The sequence below is a fragment of the Pseudomonas sp. QTF5 genome, from assembly GCF_000512695.2.
Taxonomy (GTDB): Bacteria; Pseudomonadota; Gammaproteobacteria; order Pseudomonadales; family Pseudomonadaceae; genus Aquipseudomonas.
In genome coordinates this window covers 49,110-71,745 of record NZ_AZRW02000031.1, presented here as the reverse complement: position 1 = coordinate 71,745, position 22,636 = coordinate 49,110, and the positions used below count along the sequence as shown (strand labels likewise).

Here is a 22,636-nt window from a genome sequence, read left to right as displayed (position 1 = left end):
AGATTAAATTCCGAAACCCCTATCTGCGTATGCAGGTAGGGGTTTTGTTTTGTCCGCAGGAAAGTGCGGTGGAAAATAAAGGGATAGCCCAACCGCTATGATGACGTGGTCAACCTCCTGCACCTGCCGGCAGAAGACCGCACACTGTTCGACAAGGCGATGAAGCAGGCTCGACACCCCTTCGTGCCAGTTACCTTGTTCTATGAACTCAGCGAAGAACAGATCGCGGTGCTGGCAGTCAACGAGTTCCGTTTGCCAGGAATCGATGTAGAGCCACAGTTCGTTCGCCACTACCCAATGGGCCCAATGGGCGCGCACTTTGCCCATTCGATCGATTACGTCGGCCGCATCAACGAGAAAGAATCCAAAGCCCTGGATACGGTGGAATATCGTGGCACCCAATCCTCATAAATACCGTAACTGGAACCACAGTGGCGATGGCTGGGTGGACATGGACGCGGCGATCATGCGCTCCAACGACACCTACTTCTACGATCTGGCGCATAAGCTGAGCATCGACCGTCTGCACGACTACATGGCGATGTTCGGCCTCGGCGAGAAGGTTTCGCTGGACATGTTCGAAGAGTCTCCGGGATTGATGCCATCCCAGGCCTGGAAACGCGCAACACGCCGTCAGCCGTGGTTCCCCGGCGAGACAGTGATCCTCGGCATCGGCCAGGGCTACATGCAGGTCTCGCCCCTGCAGCTGTGGCCCAAGCCACCGCGCTGATCGCCAACAAAGGTGTATGGAACCGATCGCATCTGGCCAAAACGGTGGATGGCGTAGCGGGAGCATCCGATGCCCAACATTTTGCTCAAGGACCCGCGTGACTGGGAGCAGGTCCCACGGCATGCAGATGGTGATGCACGATGCTCGCGGAATTGCCCGAGCGGCAGCGGCGGGGGCTCAGTATCGCATCGCCGGCAAGAGCTGGACTGCACAAGTGGTGGCGATCAAGCAGGGTGAGCGCTACAACCGGGTGAAACCCTGGAGCGCAACCGTGACAATGCGTTGTTCGTCGGTTTCGCCCCGGCCGAGCATCCGAAGATTGTCATCTCGGTCATGATCGAAAACGGCGAGGCGGGAGGTCGCGTCGCCGGTCCCGTGGTACGGCACATCATGGACGCCTGGCTGCTCGATCAGGACGGCCACCTGAAGCCGCAATACGCCGCACCGAGCAAAACGCCAGGCGACCCTCACGTCTAAGGATCCAGGTTTCATAGCGCTGGTTCACAAATATTCAGCATGTGCTGGCGGGTTAATCGATTGCTGCGAACATTACCTCGACCTCTGACCGACTTCTCCTGCATCTCAGTACTGATTTATTGCTCGCAGGGCGACATCCAGCGCGGAGCCTGTGGCACCACAGAGTCCTTTGTCGGCGGGTTTTGTATGATGCAAGGAGCCTCCAAGTATTGTCGCAAATCGCGACAACCAATGAGGCGACGAGCAACCTGTTACGGTCTTGAGACACCTGCTATTGAGGATTAGAATTTTCGGGCTAATAGGTGAATGAGGGATCATTTGCCCGGCCACACACCTTGCGTGAGGGAGGTAGCGATGTTCCTTTCAACCCTGGAAATTCAAAACATCATTGAACATAGTTTTTTGCCCGCTGTGTGCACTTGCAGCATGGAGGCGGACCAGTCCTTGACAATACGGGTCTGCGATTGCATGACCGGGAAAGTGGATCTGGTGGCCACCCATGTTCCGGTATGGACACTGGATAGCCCCCACGCGATCGCGTCGCTAGTGGCTGATATGCGGCAAGAAATCGAGGCTCACAAAGGCATTCACCCTCCGTTTTACCGTTGAACCTGCGTCACGCCGCGCGACGTTGGCGGTGCGGCGTGTATCCAGTAGGAGCGGGCTTGCCCGCGAAGAGGCCCTCAAGAACACCGCAGCATCAAGCCCCAGGTACCGGACAATTCAAATCCCCTTCCTGACACTTCAGGTAAGTCCTGAACGCCTCGACCCGCGCCTTTGTCAGCTCAGTGGTGCAGCTGCTATAGATCAGCGGATACACGCTGCCACCCGCCACCCCGGACGCCGAGAATTTGCACTCGGCATCGCGAAACGCAATCCATGAGCGCTGTGCACCGACCAACAGCTTTTTGGCATCGGGATTGTCCTTCAACCGCGTGGTGATCTGCTGATAAAGCGCATTCAGCTCCTTGTCGGCCGCCTTGTACTGCTGCGCTGCGCACTGATTCATCGTCCCCTGGTCGGTGGCGTTGTCGCAGTCGATGGCATGCGCAAGAGGAGTGAACAACAGCGGCGTCAACGCAAGGAGAAAACGTGGAAGCATGGTGGGCTCGTTGTGATGATGGAAAGTTGGGGGGCAGTGTAGCGGGGCGCCGCCAGCCAACAAATCAGGGCCTGACGTAACCCTTATGGTGTCTCCGGAAAACTATGCCTGCCATTCAGGACACTTCTCATTTGATTCATATTCAAGCCAGGGCACGTCATGGGCCGTCCAGATATGAGCCTGAGGTGTCATTTTCGGATCATCGTCGAGAGTCGCCACGCGAACGATTACATGGGGTTGGGCCAAGCGTTCCGCCATCAGATGCGATCCGCAGATCGAACAGAAATGCCGAAGCTTGCCCGGCGACGACTCGTAGGTGCTTAGCCGGTCCTGTCCTTTTAGCCAGCGAAAATGCTCACGCATGACCCCGGCCGTCGAGGCGAATGCCGCTGCGTGTGCCTTGCGACAGGTGTGGCAGTGGCAGTGACTGATGGGCATGTCGAGGCTATCAAGTTCGTATTCGATGGCTTTGCACAAGCAGCTGCCATGCAAATTATTCATGGGGCTTTTCCTGGTTGCGTGGCTGGGATGTCGGCAGCGGTGGCGGCCCGAAGCGTCGCTCTGGTGCAATTTCGCAGCCAGCGTCAGGGAATGACTTGAAGGCCATAATGGGTTCCGGGTTCCACCTCGCTGCAAACGTTAGCAGTTTCAGCCCGCTGACTCCCCCTTCAAACCAGAACTTATGGCTAAAACTGAGGCCGAATATTTCAGGTACGGGTGATTGCGGCACCCGTTTGATACAACTTTTAGGTTGGTCTTATGGTCTTTACAGGCCTACTGTTCAATACAGGAGGTGACTTATGAACCCAGCATCAGATCGCATCGAAAGGAAAATCCTGCTCAAGGTGCCGCGCTCGCAGGTCTGGCGTGTGCTGGCCAACGCCGAAGCCTTTGGGCAATGGTTCGGCGTGGCACTCGAAGGTAAGCGCTTTGTCGCCGGCGAGTGGACCCAGGGGCAGATTACTTATCCTGGTTATGAGCACTTGTTGTGGAATGTACTGGTGGAGCGGGTCGAGCCGGAGCGGGTGTTTTCGTTTCGCTGGCACCCGTATGCAGTCGAAGCCGATACCGATTACTCCCAGGAGCCCACCACGCTGGTGAAGTTCGAACTCCAGGATATGGACGAAGGCACGTTGTTGACGGTCGTCGAGTCCGGCTTTGATCACATCCCTCAGTCGCGCAGGCTCAAGGCGTTCCGCATGGATAGCCGGGGTTGGGATGAGCAGATGAGCAATATCGAAAAATTTCTGGTAGACACCAAGGAACACGAGCGTCAGTGAGGTTAATGGCTGCAGGCCATGAAACTCGTGGCTTCAGCGGATGATGACTGATTCGTCTAAGGGTTTTCGGAAGGGCGGCTATAGCGAATGTCTTACACGCGGTAGTAGCTATGTCGTCTATTGCAGATTGGATCCCAAGCGTAATCTAGCCCCATCAACTGAAGCACAGGAAGTGCTCCAGGGTCACGGATGATCGACCATAGCAAGGATCGCTGCCGACAGGGAGTCGATATGGTCTTGGGAAAAACCCGCTTCGGCGGGTTTTTTTTCGCCTGCGGAAAACTGCCGCTCGGTTTTTTGTAGCAGCTGCAGCTGCTACAAATGCAGGTTTCAGGCGTTGAATGGTCAATGGCTTACACGCAGCCAGTGGTATGTCGTCTTTTGATGCTTCACCGATGCGTCTAATCTGGATCCATCAACTGAAGCACAGGACGTGCTCAGGATCACGGATGATCGACCATACGCCAGGATGGCTGCCGACAGGATGTCGCAATGGTCTTGAGAAACCCGCTTAGGCGGGTTTTTTTTCGTCTTCAGAAAACTGAAAACCCGATCCCTTGTAGTAACTGCCGAAGGCTGCGTTCGGCAGCTGCTGCAGGTCTTTCACAGATAAGACCGATCCGGGCTGGCCTCGATCACTTTACCGGCCAAGGGCAGCCTGAGTGACTGGCTGCGGGGGGATAACTCCCGCAGCCATTTCTTTACTGGCGATCGAGTTTCGCCGCTGCACGTTCGGTGATTTTCGAGCGCAATTTCAATGACGCGGCAGCGCGTTTGCGGGCTTCATCCAGCACGCTGACCGGCGCTGTGTCGGGACTTCCCGAAGCAAATGGTGGTGCCGGGGCATATTCCAGCTGTAACTGCACCAATTGCGCCGTGTCCTTATCGAACAACTCAGCGGCCAGGGTCAGGGCAAAATCGATCCCCGCGGTGATCCCGCCACCGGTCAACAGGTTGCCGTCGCGCACCACCCGATCGTTCACCGGGATCGCTCCTAAAACCCCGAGTAATTCGTGATACGCCCAGTGAGTGGTGGCGCGTTTGCCCTTGAGCAACCCTGCCGCGCCAAGCACCAGTGCGCCGGTGCAGACCGAGGTGACATACCGCGCCATGGCGGCCTGTGCCTTGATGAAGGCCAGGGTTTCGTCATCCTCCATTAACGGCCCGACGCCGCTGCCGCCGGGAATGCAGATCACATCCAGTGGCGGGCAATCGTCGAAGGTGATGGTCGGTTTCAACACCAGCCCGGTACTCGCGGTGATCGGGACCAGGTCTTTCCAGATCAGATGCACCTTCACGTCCGGCAGCGAGGCCAGCACGTCATAAGGGCCGGTCAGGTCCAGTTGTTGAAGCTGTGGGAACAACAGAAAACCGATCTGCAACGTCATGGCGCTTTTTCTCCTGGTTAGGGTGGACGGCTTCACTGTAGGCTCGTAGGATCTGGCGCATACGCCAATAACCCCACGAATTACGCCAAACATGCCAAACAACCCGAAAACCATTCATGTGCTGGCCTTTGCCTACGTGCAACTGCTCGACGTCACCGGGCCGTTGCAGGTATTCGCCTCGGCCAACGACATTGCGCGCCAGCAAGGTTTGCCGCCGCCCTATGCGCCGTCGGTGATTGCCAGCGGTGGTGGGGTGGTGATGTCATCGGCGGGGTTGGCGTTGTTGGCTGAGCCGCTGCCGGATCGGGGCAGCGATACCTTGATCATTGCCGGTGGCTGGGGCGTTTACGCAGCGGCAAAAGACGAGTCGCAGGTGACATGGGTGCGTGAGCACGCGATGGAATGCCGGCGGGTGGCGTCGGTGTGCACCGGGGCTTTTTTGCTGGCGGCCAGCGGTTGGCTCGACGGTCGGCGGGTGGTGACGCACTGGACCCGTTGCGAACAATTGGCGCACCAGCATCCAAAACTACAGGTCGAACCTAACCCGATCTTCATCAACGACGGCCCGGTCTGGACCTCGGCCGGGGTTACCGCGGGCATCGACCTGGCCCTGGCGATGGTCGAAGAAGATCTAGGGCGAACCATGGCCCTGGAGGTCGCCCGGCAACTGGTGGTGTTTCTCAAGCGTCCGGGAGGCCAGTCGCAGTTCAGTGTGACCCTATCCCTGCAAAAGGAAGGCAACCGCTTTGACGAACTTCACGCCTGGATCAGCGAAAATCTCACCAAGGACCTCGGTATCCCGACCTTGGCCTTGCAGGCCGGCATGAGCGAGCGCAGCTTCGTTCGTCACTACCGCGCCGACACCGGCCAGACCCCGGCGCGGGCCATCGAGCTGATTCGAGTCGAGACCGCGCGAAGACTGCTCAGCGACACCGGTGTACCGATCAAACGGGTCGCGGTGCAATGCGGGTTTGGCAGTGAAGAAACCTTGCGCCGTAGTTTTTTGCGAGCCATGGGTGTGACGCCGCAAGCCTATCGCGAGCGCTTTTCCGTCAGCTCTCCAGCAGATCCAGTAATGCCTTGAGGGTCGCCTCGGGCGCTTCTTCGGCAATGTTATGCCCGACGCCCGCCAGCACCCGGCGTTCGTAAGGGCCGGTAAAACGTTTAGCGTCTTCATCGATCTCAAACGCGGGGCCCAATGACCGGGTCGCCGGCGGCGGGGCCGTGCGCTTCGTAGGCGAGATTGAGGCTGGGTGTCAGTGCATAGTGGATCAGCGCGTCATTGTTCATTGAGCGTTCCAGAATGGCTGTTTTGAGAGGGCTGATTCAAATCGACCCGGGGCCTTATCCTCAGGCTTCCACGTCTGCCACCTGATTGAAATACTTCGACCGATCCGGCGTAAACGTCACGACCATTTTTGTCCTGGAACAAGTCAACGCCCGCTCTGCACTCAGATCAATATCCAGATTTTCCCCACGCAACCCCTGCCATTCGGCAAGGTATTTGAGGGATCCGTATTTTTCGAGTTTCTTCAGGCTGCGGCTGACGCCACCTTTCCAGCCCAGCACCGGAAGTTCGCCGGTGAGGCATTGTTGGGCAAGGTCGGGGAAGCGGGCGGCGCGTTGGCGGCCGATTTCCCAGCATTTGATCAGGCCTTTGTCGTGGCCCTCCCACAATTCTTCCCGGTTCAGGCCTGATCGGAGTGGGGTGTCGATGCTGCGATGGATGCGCTGGGTCATTCTGGTTCCTTGAATTCGGGTTTTGTTGGACAGCTCCGCTGTGCCCGTTGAGCGTGGATGTTAGGGATGGATGTAGGCGCTGGCAACAAGGTATTTCTGGATGTAGGAATGAGTTACTGCGTGTTGATTGGGCAGGATTGTTTAGTAAATGTAGGTGTTCGGCCTACACGATCCTGTGGCGAGGGGGCTTGCTCCCGTTCGGCTGCGCAGCAGTCGTAACACCAGGAAACACGGTGTTTCTGGAGAAATAATGGTTGAGATTCAGGGGGGGGCGCTGCGCGCCCCAACGGGAGCAAGCTCCCTCGCCACAGGGGATAAGTAGTGTCAGGTAGAGCGGGTTTTTGTTTATTGCGGGCAAGCCTTTTTCCTACAAAAAAATGCGGTGAAAGCAGGCATTTCCGACGGGTTTTGGCGACAGTTAGTCTTGTGGTGGGGCTGATGGCCCTTTCGCGGGCAAGCCTCGCTCCCAGATCCAGCGTGAGTCTGTAGGAGCGAGGCTTGCCCGCGAAGCAGGCGACGCGGTCTCAAGGCTGCCAAAAGTTTTTCTCTCCACTCAACTTCCTGTTCAGAAAACTCGCCGCGCTGATCAGCGCCAGATGCGTCAGTGCTCGCCACGCATTTCCCAGATGCCGACGTCTTTTTGCTGCCAGGTTTCGCAGACCTGATCGACCACTTCCACGGTGTGTTTCCAGCCTCATGGGAAATCGCTTCACCGTGCTTGTTGACCAGATACACCGCGTCCATCAGCTCGCCGAAGATGTCGAGCTGGATTTGATCCCAGGCCTGATTACCGATGCGTACCGGCGTCGCGATGCCGTGGGCATCGATGGCGCTTTGTCGTTCGGAATGATCAGCCATTGCCGCAGAGCTCCGGGATCTGAGGGCCTAACTAGCTGACCGGTTTGGGCCGCAGAGAGTTCATTTGCCGGCAAACCGCCGTTCACACTCAACCAACAATTCGACGCTTTCCCCGGGGCAGATATTTGTGGCAAGTTGCAGGCCCTAGTTGAGGCCGGATCCCATGGCAAACCCCTACCGCGAGCTGTTCCACGCCCCAGGTGCACGCGCCTTTGTCCTGGCCGGCATGATCGCGCGCATGCCGATTTCCATGACCGGCATCGGCCTGATCACCATGCTCTCGCAATTGAAGGGCGGTTACGGCCTGGCCGGCTCCATCGCCGCGACCTTTGCCTTGGCCACGGCATTTTGTGCGCCGCAGGTCTCTCGGCTGGTGGACCGTTTTGGGCAAAGCCGGATCTTGCCGGTGTCGGCACTGGTCGGTGGCGGGGCGTTGTTGATGCTGTTGCTCTGTACCCGGTTGCAGGCGCCGCACTGGACGTTGTTTGCGTTTGCCGCGCTGGCCGGTTGCATGCCGAGCATGTCGGCGATGGTGCGGGCGCGTTGGACCGAGTTGTATCGCGGCCGTCCTGAGTTGCAAACCGCTTATGCGCTGGAATCGGTGCTGGACGAACTCTGCTTTATTGTCGGGCCGCCGCTGTCGGTGGGGTTGTGTGTGGTGGCGTTCCCGGAGGCGGGGCCATTGGCGGCGTTGCTGATGCTGGCGATCGGGGTCACGGCGTTTGTTCTGCAGCGCGGCACCGAGCCACCGGTGCATCCTCATGAAGAGCACCATCAGGGCTCGATCATCCGTTCGAGCGAGATCCAGTTGCTGATACTGTTGATGGTTGCCTTGGGCACCATCGTCGGTGTGGTGGATGTGGTCAGCGTCGCCTTCGCCGAGCAGCAGGGGCAACCGGCGGCGGCGAGCATTGTGCTCTCGGTGTATGCCATCGGTTCGTGCCTGGCCGGGTTGGCATTTGGCGCGTTGCGCTCGAAACTGCCACTGCCTCTACTGTTCCTCTACGGCGGGATGGCGACAGCGGTGACCACGTTGCCGTTGCTGTTGGCGGCCAATATTTTCGGGCTGTCGCTGGCGGTGTTCGTCGCCGGTCTGTTCTTTGCCCCGACCCTGATTGTGGCCATGGCGCTGGTGGAGCGCATCGTGCCGCCGGCCAAGCTCACCGAAGGCCTGACCTGGCTGGTCACCGGTTTGAGCATTGGCGTGGCGATCGGTGCGGCCAGTTCGGGCTGGCTGGTGGATGCGTTCGGTGCGCGCAGCGGGTTCTGGGTGGCGATTGCCGCCGGTGCCGTGGTGTTGGGTTCGGCGGTGCAGAGTTTCCGCCATTTGAAATGAAGATAGACGGTGGGAGCAACTGCCTTGATGGCTCCCACAGGGGTTATGTGTCGGGCACAATCGGGGCAATGCAGGGCTTGCTCCCACAAGCGATGTCGGGTTACCAGCCCCTTCCAGAGTTCACCCAGAAATTCACCGACAACGAAGTCGACACCGATTCCACTTGATGGAACCAGCCTTCGGGTAGAAACAGCAGGTCGCCGGCCTCCAGGGTCACCCGCAGAAATGTCACGTCCTGCGCGCCGGGAAAGCGTTGATAATCCGGCGCATCCGGATTGAAATCACAACCGTCCAGCCCACCCTGAGGCGCCGTGGACCAGGTTCCAAGGGCTTCTCGGTGATGAGGCGCGGCAAGGGTGAAGGTTTTCTGGCCCCAGACCTGAGCGAACAGATTATCGGTGTCATCGCGATGCAGCGGCGTAAGCGTGCCTTTGGGGCCGATCCAGATGCGTGGCGGGATGAACAGCGTTTGATCGAAGTAGGGCGGGTATTTGATCTGCTCCATCAATTGCGCTGGCAGGATATTGTTGCCCATGTACGCCGGAGGTTCGCCACCGGCGCTTTTGACCGCTGGGGTGTCCAGGGAAGCGATGAACGCGGCCATGGAGGTAGAGCGGAAATCCCGTTCCGTGGAGAAGGTTTTCTTCACGTAATCGCCGTGGCGGGTGATGCCTTGCAGTTCGGCAAAATGCACCAGCGACTCTTCGCGGCTGAGCTTGAACAAGGGCCAGTCTTGCAGGGCATCGCTGATCACCAGCGGAACACCGTGGGGCAGGTAACGAGTTTCGAACTCCAGCACCGACAACTCGCTGCGCGGCCGGCGCTCCACCAAGCGTTGGGTCGGCAGGCTCGCGGAGATCTTTTCGCTGAAACGCGGCGGGGTCGGGTAGCGCTTGTTCATGTCGACCTTTTCCACCACGCCGCCACCATGGCGGGAGTGATCGATGATCTGCGGCAGCATCGTCGCCAGGCCCATGTTGCCACCGACTTTCAAGCGGCCGCTGGCGAACAACTCCTCGACGTTGGCCGTGCCGCCCATGATCCCGAGAAAGTCTTTTTCCGCGACTTCGATGGTCACGTCGGGGCTGGCATGCAGGCCGGCTTCGGTGTTGGTGCTGGCCTTGACCTCGGACCAGTACGCCTGGTGCGGACCGAACACGAATTGAAAAACCCCGTCGATGCCGACGGCACCGGCATTGGCGAACAGTTTGCCCAGGATGGTCTGCAGGTCCACGGCTTTTGCCCCTTGTTGGTTTTGGTCTGAGCTGGTTTTGGTCTTAACAGGGGACGATAACCTGCAGCGGAAATTTAACCGGCGCTGACTAATTTGCGCCGCGTCTGGACCGTTCTCCCTTACAGACGACTTTCTGAGGTAAATGTGGTGACCGAGCTGACCCTGCTGTGCCTGCCGTATTCTGGCGCCAGCGCTATGGTCTACAGCCGCTGGCGGCGCAAGTTGCCGCAATGGCTGCAGTTGCAGCCGGTAGAGTTGCCGGGGCGTGGTGCACGGTTTGGCGAACCGCTGCACACCGATATGCGCACACTGACGATGCACCTGGCCGGGGAGCTGCGCTCGACGCTCAAGGCGCCCTACGCCTTGTTTGGTCATAGCCTGGGCGCCTTGCTGGCGTGCGAGATGGCCCACGCCTTTCGTGCGCTGGGCTGCCCGGAGCCGGTGGCCCTGTTTGCCTCGGGAACGGCGGCGCCAACGATGCGCGCCGACTACGACCGCGGCTTTGCCGAGCCGAAAACCGATGCGCAGTTGATCGAGCAGCTACGAACGCTCAATGGCACCAGCGAAGAGGTGCTGGCCAATGAAGAGCTGATGAGCCTGACACTGCCGATCCTGCGCGCGGACTTTCTGTTGTGCGGACGTTTTCAGCCGGTGCAGCGGCCATTGCTCAAATGCCCGGTGCACGTGCTGGGGGGCACGTCCGACAAGGCCACCACCGAGCAGTTGATCGGCTGGAGCAAGGAAACCCATGGCAGCTTTTCGGTGGACATGCTGGCCGGTGGACACTTCTTCATCCATGAGCACGAAGCCAAGGTGCTACGGGTGATCAAGGATCATCTGGATGTTCATCATCGGCGGCATGCCTTGGCGGCTGTCGGTTAACACGATGCTTCAGTTTGGTGATCTCTGTGGCGAGGGAGCTTGCTCCCGCTCGGCTGCGCAGCAGTCGTAAACCAGCGAATACGGTATTCCTGATACAGCGAGGTCGCAGATTTTAGGGTCGCTTCGCAACCCAGCGGGAGCAAGCTTCCTCGCCACAGGTCTGTGTCCGGCCGTCATTCCTTCGCTGCATCCCTGATTCCAGCCGCTTCGACCTCCCTTCCTGATACTTGTTCTCAAACGCTAATTTTTCCGGTCTGCATTCGTTTTAAAGGGACGACGTGCCTTTGTGCTTCCTGCCTACTGATCCGGATGCTAAGAAATGAATGCTGAAGACTCCTTGAAACTTGCTCGCCGGTTTATCGGGTTGCCCCTGGAAAAGCGCCAGATGTTCCTTGCGGCCTTGCACAAGGAGGGCGTGGACTTCGCCCGTTTTCCGATTCCGCTAGGGGTCGAGGCCGAGGACCGGCAAGCGCTGTCCTACGCTCAGCAGCGCATGTGGTTTCTCTGGCAGCTGGACCCGCACAGCGGCGCCTACAACTTGCCGGGCGCGGTGCGCCTGAGCGGGCGGTTGAACCTGCTGGCCCTGGAACAGGCGTTCGCCAGCCTGGTGGCGCGTCATGAAACCTTGCGCACGCTGTTCCAGCGTCAGGCCGACGAGACCCTGCAGCAAGTGCCAGCCAGTGCGCCGCTGGTGATCGAGCAGGTCGATTTCAGCGCGTTGCCGGCCCTTGAACGCGAGCAGGCCGTGGCCGAGGCCGCCCGGCAGCAATCGCTGCTGCCGTTCGACCTGGCGGTCGGGCCGCTGCTGCGGGTCAAGCTGCTCAAGCTCGCCGAGCAGGAGCACGTACTGCTGCTGACCCTGCACCATATCGTTTCTGATGGCTGGTCGATGAATGTGCTGATCGATGAGTTCATCCGCTGCTACGACGCCCACGATGCAGGCACGCAACCGCAGCTCGCGCCGTTACCGATTCAGTACAGCGACTATGCCTTGTGGCAACGCCGCTGGCTGGAAGCCGGCGAGCAGGCGCGGCAACTGGAGTACTGGCAAGCACAATTGGGCTTTGATCATCCGGTGCTGGAGTTGCCGACCGATCATCCGCGCCCGGCGATGCCCAGTTATCGCGGTACACGTTATGAGTTCGGGGTCGATGGTCAACTGGCCGAGCAATTGCGTGCCACCGCGCAGAAACACAACATCACCTTGTTCATGCTGTTGCTCGGCGCTTTCAACGCGTTGCTGCACCGTTACACCGGGCAGACCGACATTCGCGTCGGCGTGCCGATCGCCAACCGCAACCGCGGTGAAATCGAAGGCCTGATCGGCTTCTTCGTCAACACCCAAGTGCTGCGCACCCGGCTCGACGGCCAGACCCGCGTGGCGGATTTGCTCAGTGACATCAAGGAAACCGCCCTCGGCGCCCAGGCCCATCAGGACTTGCCGTTCGAGCGGTTGGTGGAAGCGTTGAAGCTGGAGCGCAGCCTCAGTCACACGCCGTTGTTCCAGGTGATGTACAACCACCAGCCACAGGTCGCGGACATATCCACGGTGACCACCGCGTCGGGCCTGGAGCTGGGCGTGATCGAATGGGAAGGGCGTACCACTCAGTTCGACCTGACCCTGGACACCTATGAAAAGGCCGGCAAACTGCACGCCGCGCTGACCTACGCCAATGACCTGTTCGACGCCGCGACGATCGCCCGCATGGCACGGCACTGGACCCATCTGCTGCACGGCATGGTCAGCGACAGCCAGCAGCGCATCAGCGATTTACCGTTGCTTGAAACGGCGGAATACCAGCGCATCGTCCATGACTGGAATCGCGCTGACCAAGGTTTCGCCGACAAGCTGTGCATCCATGAGCTGATCGCCAGGCAAGTCGCGGCCATGCCGGACGCGCTGGCGGTGACCTTCGCAGCAAAACAACTGACCTACGCCGAACTCGACGCTCAGGCCAACCGTCTGGCGCATAAATTGATCGGGTTGGGCGTGGGCCCGGAAGTGCGGGTCGGCGTGGCAATGCAGCGCTCCGACAGCCTGCTGGTGGCGTTGCTGGCGGTGCTCAAGGCCGGTGGCGCCTATGTGCCGCTGGACCCGGATTACCCGGCCGACCGCGTGGCCTACATGCTCAAAGACAGTCGCGCCTTGGTGCTGTTAACCGAACAGGCGTTGGCCGCGACGCTGCCCGTGACTGCGCAAACCCAGGTGCTGCTGATGGACGCCGCCGAGCCGTGGCTGGCCGCTTACCCGAGCAGCGCGCCGGTGACCCGCGTCACGCCGGATAATCTGGCTTACGTGATCTACACCTCCGGCTCCACCGGCAAACCCAAAGGCGTGGCCATCGCCCATCGCAATGTGCTGGCGCTGATCGACTGGTCGCAGTCGGTTTACAGCCGCGATGATATTCAGGGAGTGCTGGCGTCGACCTCGGTGTGTTTCGACCTGTCGGTGTGGGAGCTGTTTGTCACCCTGGCCAACGGCGGCTCGGTGATCATCGCGCGCAATGCCCTGGAGTTGCCGCAACTGCCGGCCCGGGATCAGGTGCGTTTGATCAACACCGTGCCGTCGGCGATCAATGCGTTGCAGCGCGACGGGCAGATCCCGCCGAGTGTGCGCATCATCAATCTGGCCGGTGAGCCGCTCAACCAGTCGCTGGTCGACACGCTTTATGGGCAACCGACCGTGGAGCATGTCTACGATCTTTACGGCCCATCGGAAGACACCACCTATTCCACTTGGACTCGCCGCCAGGCCGGTGGCACCGCCAACATCGGTCGGCCGCTCAAGCACACCGCCAGCTATTTGCTGGACGCCGATTTGCAACCGGTGCCTCAGGGCGTATCGGCCGAGCTGTACCTGGCCGGTGCCGGTATCACCCGCGGTTATCTGGGCCGGCCGGGCATGACGGCCGAGAAGTACCTGCCGAACCCGTTCGCCGGCCATGGCGAGCGCCTGTACCGCACCGGTGACCTGACCCGTTATCAGGTCGATGGTGCACTGCAATACGTCGGTCGCATCGACCATCAAGTCAAGATTCGCGGTTTTCGCATCGAACTCGGTGAGATCGAAGCGCGGCTGTTGCAGCAGGACGCGGTACGCGAACTGGCGGTGCTGGCTCAAGATGGCGCCGGCAGTCAGCAACTGGTCGCCTATATCGTGCCGACCGATGCCGCGGTGTTGGCGGACGATGCCGATGCTCAAGCGAGCCTGCGTGAAACCCTGAAAGCCGCCCTGCGCCAACATTTGCCGGACTACATGGTTCCGGCTTATCTGTTGTTCCTCGAACAATTGCCGTTGACGCCCAACGGCAAACTCGACCGAAAAGCCTTGCCCGCTGTCGACGGCACCCAGCAGCAACGCGAACACGTGGCGCCACGCACGGCGTTGGAAAAGTCGCTGGCAGCGATCTGGCAGGACGTCCTGGCCATCGACAACATCGGCCTGGAAGACAACTTCTTCGAGCTGGGCGGTGACTCCATTGTGTCGATGCAAGTGGTCAGCCGCGCGCGTCAGGCGGGCATCGTGTTGAGCCCCAAAGACCTGTTCCAGCACCAGACCATCCGCAGCCTGGCGCAAGTGGCCCGCAGCGGTGAGCAGAACCTGATCGATCAAGGTCCGGCCGTTGGTACGGTGGCCCTGGCGCCGGTGCAGCACTGGTTCTTCGAGCAAGCCATTGCGCAGCGTCAACACTGGAACCAGTCGCTGCTGCTGGTCCCACGCGAAACGCTGGACGCCGAGGCGCTGGAGCAAGCGTTGGCGCAGTTGCTCACGCATCACGACGGTTTGCGTCTGCGTTATGAAAGGACCGACATTGGTTGGCAGCAAGCCTATGGCGCAGCGTCCGTTGAGTCGGTGTTGTGGCAACGCTCGGCGCAATCCGTCGAAGAGTTGAATGTCTTGTGCGACGAAGCCCAGCGCAGTCTTGATCTGAGCAACGGCCCATTGCTGCGGGCGTTGTCGGTGGGCATGGCCGACGGCACTCAGCGGCTGCTGCTGGTCATTCACCACTTGGCGGTGGACGGTGTGTCGTGGCGGGTGTTGCTGGAGGATCTGCAACGGTTCTATCGCCAGGCTCGCGACGGCTCGACGCTGGCGGCGGTGGCAAAAACCAGTTCCTACCAACGCTGGGTGGCGCGTCTGCAAAGCCACCTGCCAACGTTCCAGAACAGTGTCGATTATTGGCAGGCACAACTGGGCGATGCGCCGCAAAACGACTTGCCGTGCGACCGCCCTGACGGTGCACTGCAAAACCGTTTCGAGCAGAAAGTAGAACTCATCTTCGACGCCGAACAAACCCGCAAACTGCTGCAACAGGCACCGGCGGCGTATCGCACGCAGGTTAACGATCTGCTGCTGACCGCGCTGGCGCGGGCCGTGTGTCGGTGGACCGGACAGGGCAGCACGCTGATCCAGCTCGAAGGGCACGGCCGCGAAGACCTGTTCGACGACATCGATTTGACCCGCACCGTCGGCTGGTTCACCAGCCTGTTCCCGATCAACCTGATCCCGGCCGGTGATCTCGGCGCATCGATCAAAACCGTCAAGGAGCAACTGCGCGCCGTGCCGGACAAAGGCCTGGGCTACGGTGTGCTGCGCTACCTGGCCGATCCGCAAACGAGCACGGTACTGGCGGCCCTGCCGCAGCCGCGCATCACCTTCAATTACCTGGGGCAGTTCGACCGTCAGTTCGACGAAGCGGCGCTGTTTGTGCCGTCCAGCGAAGGCAGCGGCGCCGCCCAGGATCCGTCGGCACCGTTGGCCAACTGGCTAACGGTCGAAGGTCAGGTGTACGGCGGTGAGTTGTCCTTGAGCTGGGGCTTCAGCCGCGAGATGTTCGACACGGCGACTATCCAATCGCTGGTTGATCAATACGCTGTCGAACTCAACGCGTTGATCGAGCATTGCTGCACCCTTGAGGCTCCACAAGCCACGCCGTCGGACTTCCCGCTGGCGCGCATCACCCAGGCACAACTCGATGCACTACCGGTGGCCGCCGGGCAACTCGACGACCTCTACCCGCTATCGCCGATGCAGCAGGGGCTGTTGTTCCACACCCTTTACGAGCAGGCGGCGGGCGAGTACATCAATCAGCTGCGGGTGGATGTGCAAGGCATCGACCCCGAGCGTTTCCGCGCGGCCTGGCAGGCCACTGTCGATGCTCAAGACATCCTGCGCACAGGTTTTGTCTGGCAGGGCGAACTGGAGCAACCGGTGCAGATCGTCCACAAACAGGTTCAATTACCGTTCACCGTGCTCGACTGGCGTGAACATGGCGATCGGGCTCACGCCCTGAGTGAGCGGGCCGATGCCGAACGCCAACAAGGCTTCGACCTGAGCCAGGCGCCGTTGCTGCGGCTGGTGCTGGTGCAAACCGCCGCCGAGAGTTGGCACCTGATTTACACCCATCACCACATCCTGATGGACGGCTGGAGCAATTCGCAGTTGCTCGGCGAAGTCTTGCAGCGTTACTGCGGCCGGGCGCCGGTGTCCTCTGTCGGGCGCTATCGCGATTACATCGGTTGGCTGCAACGTCAGGATGGGCAATTGAGCCAGGACTTCTGGCGCGAGCCGTTGGCCTCTTTGCAAGAGCCGACCCGACTGGCCCTGGTGGTGTCCGGCAACGAAACCCAGTGCGGACACGGCGATCACTTCCAGACTCTGGAGGTCGCTCGTACTCAAGGCCTTGAAGCTTTTGCCCGGCAACAGAAAGTCACCCTCAACACCTTGGTGCAAGCCGCGTGGCTGCTGTTGCTGCAACGCTACACCGGCCACGAAGCCGTGGCCTTCGGCGCAACCGTGGCCGGGCGCCCGGCAGACTTGCCCGGTATCGAGCAAGCTGTCGGCTTGTTCATCAATACCTTGCCGGTGATCGGCGCACCGCATCCGGATCAGAGCGTCGGCAACTGGTTGCAAGCGGTACAGGCGCAAAACCTCTGCCTGCGGGAATTCGAACACACGCCGCTGGCGGATATTCAACGCTGGGCAGGGCAGGGTGGCGAAGCGCTGTTCGACAATATTCTGGTGTTCGAGAACTACCCGATTGCCCAGGCGCTGCAACAGGGGGCGGAGCAAGGTGTGGTGTTCGGCGAAGTCGCCAACCTTGAACAAACCCATTATTCGTTGAGCGTGGCCGTGACGCTGGGCCAGACACTGGCGCTGCATTACAGCTTCGACCGGGCGCATTTTTCCACGTCGGCGATCGAGCGCATCAGTGCGCACCTGCTGCAACTGCTGGAGCAGTTCGCCGAGTCGGCCGAGCGCAACCTCGGTGAAATCGCCTTGGCCAGCGCCGCCGAACTCGCTCAGCAACAGGCCAATAACCAGCCGCAACCGTACCCGGTGAATATCGCCGTGCACCAACGCATCGCCGAACTCGCCGCCCAGCGCCCGGAGCGCACGGCGGTGATCTTCGCCGGTCAGCGTTTTAGTTATGGCGATATCGACCGACGCGCCAATCAGTTGGCCCACGCCCTGATCGCGCGGGGTGTCGGCCCGGAAAGCCGAGTTGGCGTGGCCTTGCCGCGCAGCGAAGGGGTGATCGTCGCATTGCTGGCGGTACTCAAGGCCGGCGGTGCCTACGTGCCGCTGGACACCAGCTACCCCCGAGAGCGCCTGGCTTATCTGATTAAGGATTCGGGGCTGGCGTTGTTGCTGACCGATTCTTCTGTCTCTGCGCAGTTGCCGGTGGATGATTCGGTCCCGGTGCTGGAGCTCGACCGTCTCGATCTGCGCAGCCAATCCCTCAGTGCGCCCAAGGTGCAGCTCGATCCGCAGAACCTCGCTTACGTCATCTACACCTCGGGCTCCACCGGTAACCCCAAAGGCGTGAGCGTCGCCCATGGCCCGCTGGCGATGCACTGCCAGGCCATCGGCGAACGCTATGAAATGCGGGACAGCGATTGCGAATTCCACTTCATGTCCTTCGCGTTCGATGGTGCCCACGAACGTTGGCTGACCAGCCTGACCCACGGTGCCTCGCTGCTGATTCGCGACGACAGCCTCTGGACCCCGGAACAGACCTACAACGCCATGCGCGAACACGGCGTGACGGTGGTGGCGTTCCCGCCGGTCTACCTGCAACAACTGGCCGAGCATGCCGAGCGTGAAGGCAACCCGCCGAAGGTGCGGATCTACTGCTTCGGCGGCGATGCCGTGCCCAACGCCAGTTTCGAGCGGGTCAAGCGCGCGCTCGATCCGGACTACATCATCAACGGCTATGGCCCGACCGAAACCGTGGTCACGCCGTTGATCTGGAAGGCCGGACGCGAGGTGCAGTGCGGCGCGGCCTATGCGCCGATCGGCAGTCGCATCGGTGATCGCAGCGCTTACGTGCTGGACGCCGACCTGAACCTGCTGCCCCAAGGCATGGCCGGTGAGTTGTACCTGGGCGGCACCGGCCTGGCCCGGGGTTACCTGAACCGTCCGGGGCTGACGGCGGAACGGTTTGTCGCCGATCCGTTCAGCGCTGTCGGTGGCCTGCTGTACCGCACCGGCGACCTGGTGCGTCAGCGTGTAGACGGCACTTTCGATTATCTGGATCGCATCGACAATCAGGTGAAAATTCGCGGTTTCCGTATCGAGTTGGGCGAAATCGAAGCGCGCCTGCAAGCCCAGGGCGGCGTGCGCGAAGCCGTGGTGGTCGCTCGCGAAGGCACCGCCGGCAGTGGCAAGCATTTGGTGGCCTATGTGGTGGCCGATGCGCTCAATGCCAAGCGTTCCGATTTCGCGCAAAGCCTGCGCGAGCAACTTAAAGTCGAGCTGCCGGCGCACATGGTCCCGGCTTATTTGCTGCAGCTTGAGCGCCTGCCGCTGACCCCCAATGGCAAACTCGACCGCAAGAACCTGCCTAAGCCCGAGGTCAGTCAGTTGCAGCAAGCCTATGTCGCCCCGCAAAGCTTGCTGGAGCAGCAACTGGCGACGATCTGGCAGGACGTGCTGAAACTCGATCAAGTCGGTTTGAGCGACAACTTCTTCGAACTGGGCGGCGATTCGATCATCTCGATTCAAGTGGTCAGCCGCGCCCGTCAGGCCGGTATCCGCTTCACCCCCAAAGACCTGTTCCAGCACCAGACCATTCAGGCGCTGACCACGGTGGCGCGTCTTGGTGAGCAGGCTCAGGTCATCGATCAAGGGCCGGTGACGGGCGAACTGGCGTTGTTGCCGGTGCAGCAGGTGTTCTTCGAACAGGGCATTCCCGAGCGTCAACACTGGAACCAGGCGGTGATGCTCAAGCCGACGCAAACCCTGAGTACCAACGTGTTGGAGCAGGCGTTGAGTGCGCTGGTTGTGCACCACGATGGCTTGCGCTTGAGCTTCGTCGAACAGGCGGAGGGTTGGCAGGCGCAGTACCGCGCGCTGGACAGCCAGACCGAGGCGATGGTCTGGGCGGTCGATGTCGCCGACGCCACGGCACTGGAAGCGGCGGCCAACGAAGCGCAACGCAGCCTGAACCTGCAACACGGACCGCTGCTGCGCGCGGTGCTGGCTAACCTCGATGACGGCACTCAGCGCCTGTTGCTGGTGATCCACCATTTGGTGGTAGACGGCGTGTCGTGGCGCATTCTGTTCGACGATCTGCAAACCGCCTACCGTCAACTGTTGACCGGCGAAACCCTGCAATTGCCAGCCAAAACCAGCGCCGCCAAGGTCTGGGCCGAGCACCTGCAAACCTACGCCCGCAGTGCTGATCTACGCGCCGAACTGGCCTGGTGGCAACAGCAGTTGCAAGGTGCCGAGGTGGCATTGCCGTCGGACAACCCCGAGGGCGGACAACAGAACAAGCACGCACTGACGGTGCGCACGCAACTGAACAAGGAACTGACCCGGCAACTGCTGCAAGACGCTCCGGCGGCCTATCGCACCCAGGTCAACGATTTGCTGTTGACCGCACTGGCCCGCGTCATGGTGCGCTGGACCGGCGCCGACAGCACATTGATCCAGCTTGAAGGTCATGGCCGTGAAGAGCTGTTCGACGGTGTTGACCTGACCCGCACGGTCGGCTGGTTCACCAGTCTGTACCCGGCGAAACTGACGCCGGTCGCTGACCTGGGCGGCTCGCTGAAACAGATCAAGGAACAGTTGCGAGCGATCCCGAACAAGGGCATCGGTTTTGGTGCGCTGGCCCATTTGGGCGACGACGCTGCACGTAAAACCCTCAGCCAATTGCCGGTTCCGTGCCTGACCTTCAACTACCTGGGCCAGTTCGACGGCAGCTTCACCGAAGCCGACGGCGCATTGTTCGTACCGTCCAGTGAAGCGGCCGGTGATGAACTGGACGCCCGTGCGCCATTGGCCAACCAATTGGCCCTCAACGGTCAGGTGTATGGCGGCGAACTGAGTCTGGGGTGGACCTTCAGCCGCGAACGGTTCAATGAGGCGACCATTCAAGGCCTGGCCGACGATTACGCACTGGAACTGCAAGCGCTGATCGCCCATTGCTGCCAGACCGGAAATCACGGCGTGACCCCGTCGGACTTCTCGCTGGCGGGCTTGAGCCAGGCACAACTGGACGGCTTGCCGCTGGCGCCGCAGTCGATCGAAGACCTGTATCCATTGTCGCCGATGCAGCAGGGCATGTTGTTCCATGCCGTGTACGAAGAAACCACCGGCGATTACATCAACCAGATACGCCTGGACGTCGAAGGGCTCGACCCCGAGCGTTTCCACCAGGCCTGGCAAGCGGCCGTGGATGCCCACGACATTCTGCGTACGCGATTCGTCTGGCAGGGCGAACTGGAAAACCCGATACAAGTGGTCAGCAAACACGCGCAGATGCCTTACAGCCTGCATGATTTGCGCGTGCATCCGCAGCGCGATCGGGCCTTGCAGGCGCTCGCCGACACGGAACGCCAAAACCTGGACCTGAGCGCGCCGACCTTGTTGCGGCTGGTGACTGCACGCATCGATGACAATCGTCATCACCTGATCTACACCAACCATCACATCCTGATGGATGGCTGGAGCAACTCGCAGTTGCTCGGTGAAGTGCTGCAGCGTTACAGCGGTCAGTTCAACACCAGTCACAGCGGGCGTTATCGCGATTACATCGCCTGGCTGCAACGCCAGGACATGGCAGCCAGTGAAGCGTTCTGGACCCCCGCGCTGCACGCACTGGACGAGCCGACGCGCCTCGCTCACACCGTCGCGCGGCCATCGGTGGCTGATAACGTCCTGGGCTACGGCGATCATTACCAAGTGCTGGATGTCGAACAGACCCGGCGTCTGGGCGAGTTTGCCCGGGCTTCGAAAGTCACCGTCAACACGCTGGTGCAGGCCGCCTGGTTGCTGCTGCTGCAACGCTACACCGGTAAAAATACCGTGGCCTTCGGCGCGACGGTCGCCGGTCGTCCGGCCGACTTGCCCGGTGTCGAGCAACAGATCGGCCTGTTCATCAACACCTTGCCGGTGATCGCAAGCCCTCGGGCCGAGCAATCGCTCAACAGCTGGTTGCAAGCGGTGCAGGCGCAAAACCTGGCATTGCGCGAGTTCGAACACACCGCGCTGTTCGATATTCAGCGCTGGGCCGGGCAGGGCGGTGAAGCGCTGTTCGACAACATTCTGGTGTTCGAGAACTACCCGATTGCCCAGGCTCTGGAGCAGGGCGCTCCGCCAGGACTGCGCTTTGGTCCGGTGGCAAGTCTCGAGCAGACCAACTACCCGCTGACCCTGCTGGTGAGCCTCGACACGCAATTGTCGGTGCACTTCAGTTTTCAACGCGCCAGTTTTGCGTCGGGGACTGTGGCGCAACTGGCGGCTCATTTGCAGCACCTGTTGAGCCAGATGGTCGACGCCGGTGAATGCTGTCTCGGTGAGTTGGCTCTTCTCGACGAAACCGAACAACAGCAAGTGCTGGTGGACTGGAACCGTAGCGCTGCCGAGTACCCGACCGACCGCTGCATCCATCAATTGATCGAAGCCCAGGCCCGGCGAACACCAGAGGCCACGGCACTGGTGTTCGCCGGGCAATCTCTGAGTTATGCCCAACTCAATCACCAGGCCAACCAACTGTCGCATCGACTGATCGAACTGGGTGTCGGCCCGGATCAATTGGTCGGTATCGCCATCGATCGCAGCCTGGAAATGCTGATCGGTCTGTTGGCGATTCTCAAGGCCGGCGGCGCCTACGTGCCGCTGGACCCGCAATACCCTGAAGACCGTCTGGTGCACATGATCGAAGACAGCGGTCTGCAACTGCTGCTGACCCAAGCGCATTTGCTCGGGCAACTGCCGATTCCGGCCGGTGTGCAGACCCTGTTGCTCGACCCGCAAGGTGAGCATGCTCGTGGTTACAGCGAAGCCGATCCGCAGGTATCGATCAGCGCTGAACACCTGGCGTATGCGATTTACACCTCCGGTTCCACCGGCAAGCCCAAAGGGGTGATGGTGCGCCATCAGGCGCTGGTGAATTTCGTGGTGAGCATGGTCAAGGAACCGGGCATCGATGCCCAGGACCGCATGCTGTCGCTGACCACGTTCTCGTTCGATATTTTCGGCCTGGAAATTTACGGGCCGCTGCTCAGCGGTGCCCGTGTGGTGCTGGTGGACAAGCAAGCCGCCCAGGATCCGCAAGCGCTGCTGGAGATGATCCGGCAGCAGGAAGTCACGGTGN

General features: G+C 60.6%; 10 protein-coding genes and 4 pseudogenes. 7 read left to right on the top strand and 7 right to left on the bottom strand.

The window, feature by feature from the left end:
* Positions 1 to 99: 99 nt before the first annotated feature.
* Positions 100 to 1,207 (top strand): annotated as a pseudogene (locus tag IC37_RS21260) (penicillin-binding transpeptidase domain-containing protein); the annotation flags it as partial.
* A 354-nt stretch (positions 1,208 to 1,561) separates the two neighbouring features.
* Complete coding sequence (locus IC37_RS21255; protein ID WP_030131459.1) at positions 1,562 to 1,816, top strand: DUF1652 domain-containing protein; 255 nt, start codon at positions 1,562 to 1,564, stop codon at positions 1,814 to 1,816.
* Positions 1,817 to 1,907: 91 nt separating this feature from the next.
* Here IC37_RS21255 and IC37_RS21250 read toward each other — a convergent pair whose 3' ends face one another.
* Positions 1,908 to 2,309, bottom strand: coding sequence for a lysozyme inhibitor LprI family protein (locus IC37_RS21250; RefSeq protein WP_030131460.1), 402 nt, complete (start codon positions 2,307 to 2,309; stop codon positions 1,908 to 1,910).
* Between the two features lie 102 nt (positions 2,310 to 2,411).
* Complete coding sequence (locus IC37_RS21245; protein WP_030131461.1) at positions 2,412 to 2,810, bottom strand: GFA family protein; 399 nt, start codon at positions 2,808 to 2,810, stop codon at positions 2,412 to 2,414.
* A 299-nt stretch (positions 2,811 to 3,109) separates the two neighbouring features.
* Here IC37_RS21245 and IC37_RS21240 point away from each other — a divergent pair, with 299 nt between their 5' ends.
* A complete protein-coding gene (locus tag IC37_RS21240) occupies positions 3,110 to 3,589 on the top strand; it encodes an SRPBCC family protein (protein ID WP_030131462.1) in 480 nt (159 codons plus the stop codon).
* 701 nt (positions 3,590 to 4,290) lie between these two features.
* Here IC37_RS21240 and inhA read toward each other — a convergent pair.
* On the bottom strand, positions 4,291 to 4,977 hold the full coding sequence (gene inhA, locus IC37_RS21235) for an isonitrile hydratase (RefSeq protein ID WP_030131463.1): 687 nt from the start codon (positions 4,975 to 4,977) through the stop codon (positions 4,291 to 4,293).
* Between the two features lie 91 nt (positions 4,978 to 5,068).
* Between inhA and IC37_RS21230 the strand changes: the two genes are divergently transcribed.
* Positions 5,069 to 6,061 carry a GlxA family transcriptional regulator gene (locus IC37_RS21230; RefSeq protein WP_030131464.1) on the top strand — a complete coding sequence of 331 codons (993 nt, stop codon included), beginning with the start codon at positions 5,069 to 5,071 and terminating at the stop codon, positions 6,059 to 6,061.
* On the opposite strand, the pseudogene IC37_RS21225 reads toward IC37_RS21230, so the two are convergent.
* The 3 genes and pseudogenes from IC37_RS21225 to IC37_RS21215 form a co-directional block, all read right to left on the bottom strand.
* Positions 6,030 to 6,188, bottom strand: a pseudogene (locus tag IC37_RS21225) (alpha/beta hydrolase); the annotation flags it as partial. The gene IC37_RS21230 and the pseudogene IC37_RS21225 overlap by 32 nt on opposite strands.
* Positions 6,189 to 6,327: 139 nt before the next feature.
* Complete coding sequence (locus tag IC37_RS21220; protein WP_030131465.1) at positions 6,328 to 6,717, bottom strand: hypothetical protein; 390 nt, start codon at positions 6,715 to 6,717, stop codon at positions 6,328 to 6,330.
* A gap of 607 nt (positions 6,718 to 7,324) precedes the next feature.
* A pseudogene (locus IC37_RS21215) lies at positions 7,325 to 7,536 on the bottom strand (glycoside hydrolase family 15 protein); the annotation flags it as partial.
* A gap of 202 nt (positions 7,537 to 7,738) precedes the next feature.
* Here IC37_RS21215 and IC37_RS21210 point away from each other — a divergent pair.
* The gene (locus tag IC37_RS21210; RefSeq protein ID WP_030131467.1) at positions 7,739 to 8,911 is read left to right on the top strand and encodes an MFS transporter; all 1,173 of its coding nucleotides are present in this window, start codon (positions 7,739 to 7,741) and stop codon (positions 8,909 to 8,911) included.
* Between the two features lie 100 nt (positions 8,912 to 9,011).
* Here IC37_RS21210 and IC37_RS21205 read toward each other — a convergent pair whose 3' ends face one another.
* Positions 9,012 to 10,145 carry a cupin-like domain-containing protein gene (locus tag IC37_RS21205; RefSeq protein WP_030131468.1) on the bottom strand — a complete coding sequence of 378 codons (1,134 nt, stop codon included), beginning with the start codon at positions 10,143 to 10,145 and terminating at the stop codon, positions 9,012 to 9,014.
* Positions 10,146 to 10,289: 144 nt separating this feature from the next.
* Here IC37_RS21205 and IC37_RS21200 point away from each other — a divergent pair, with 144 nt between their 5' ends.
* A complete protein-coding gene (locus tag IC37_RS21200) occupies positions 10,290 to 11,027 on the top strand; it encodes a thioesterase II family protein (RefSeq protein WP_030131469.1) in 738 nt (245 codons plus the stop codon).
* Positions 11,028 to 11,346: 319 nt separating this feature from the next.
* A pseudogene (locus IC37_RS21190) lies at positions 11,347 to 22,635 on the top strand (non-ribosomal peptide synthase/polyketide synthase); the annotation flags it as partial.
* Between the last annotated feature and the right edge of the window lies 1 nt (position 22,636).